The sequence below is a fragment of the Clostridium sp. 1001271B_151109_B4 genome (genome assembly GCF_015670405.1).
In the GTDB taxonomy this organism is placed as follows: Bacteria; Bacillota; Clostridia; order Clostridiales; family Clostridiaceae; genus Clostridium.
Genome location: NZ_JADPBQ010000052.1, coordinates 1 through 1,226, shown reverse-complemented (window position 1 = coordinate 1,226; position 1,226 = coordinate 1). Strand labels below are relative to the sequence as shown.

Below are 1,226 nucleotides of genomic sequence, written 5' to 3'. Positions count from 1 at the left end.
TAAAATGGACCCTATATAGTAGACACTCAAAAAAAGAGTATCTATCTATATAGAGTCTTTTTTTGTACAATAAATTAATGAGGTGATCAAAGAGTGAGCAAAAAAACTTTTTCAGAGCAAGATATAGAAATTTTATCAAAAAATAAATATGTTAAAAATGTAAGTGAAAAGTCTATAACTTATACAAATGAATTTAAAATTCATTTTATTGCAGAATATAATAATAAAAAATTACCTAGAGATATTTTTGAAGAAGCAGGCTTCGATATTAATATTATTGGATTAAAACGCATTAAATGTGCATCTAGTAGGTGGAGAACGGCATATAAAGAAAATGGAGTTCTTGGATTAGATGACACAAGGAGAAAAAATAGTGGACGTCCGCGTCAGCGTGAACTTACTAAAGATGAGTTAATAGCAAAGCAAAACGCTGAAATTGAATATTTAAAAGCTGAGGTTGAACTTTTAAAAAAATTAGAGCTGCACGAAAGGCAGGTGAGAAAAGGTAAACTAGTTGCAGCAAAAGCATTTACTTTAATTGAAAGAATAACTAAGAATTCAAAATTCAATTCCTTAGTTAGCCATTTATGTTCTATAGCTGGTGTTTCACGCTCCGGATATTACAGATTTTTAAATAATAAGTCTATAAAAATCAAGCAAGCGAATATTGATTTAAGTGTTAGAGATAATATATTAAAAGCTTTTAACTATAAAGGGTATAAGAAGGGTTCTAGATCAATAAAAATGCTATTGGAAAATGAGTTTGGAATAACTTATAACAGAAAGCGTATTCAAAGGATTATGAGAAAATATAATATTGTTTGTCCAATAAGAAAAGCTAATCCGTACAGAAGAATGGCTAAAGCAACTAAAGAACATAGAGTTGTTCCAAATCTTCTAAATAGAAATTTCAAACAAGAAGTAGCTGGAAAAGTACTTCTTACGGATATAACCTATCTGCCATATGGTAATAATCAGATGGCCTATTTGTCGACCATCAAAGATGCTTCTACTAATGAAATATTAGCGCATAATTTATCAAATAATATAACACTTGATATTGCTATTGATACTATTCATAAACTGATGAATAATACAAAATTTAAATTACATAAGGATGCATTTATTCACTCAGACCAAGGAGCTCATTACACAAGTCCAAGATTTCAAAAATTATTAAAGTCTAAAAATCTCGGACAATCTATGTCCAGACGCGGTAATTGTTG

Annotated in this window: 1 protein-coding gene; it reads left to right on the top strand. The window is 29.3% G+C overall.

Going from position 1 to position 1,226, the window contains the following annotated elements:
- Window positions 1–93: 93 nt before the first annotated feature.
- Window positions 94–1,226: IS3 family transposase (locus I4V63_RS15450; protein ID WP_196002108.1), on the top strand; the 1,133-nt coding region annotated here is incomplete at its 3' end.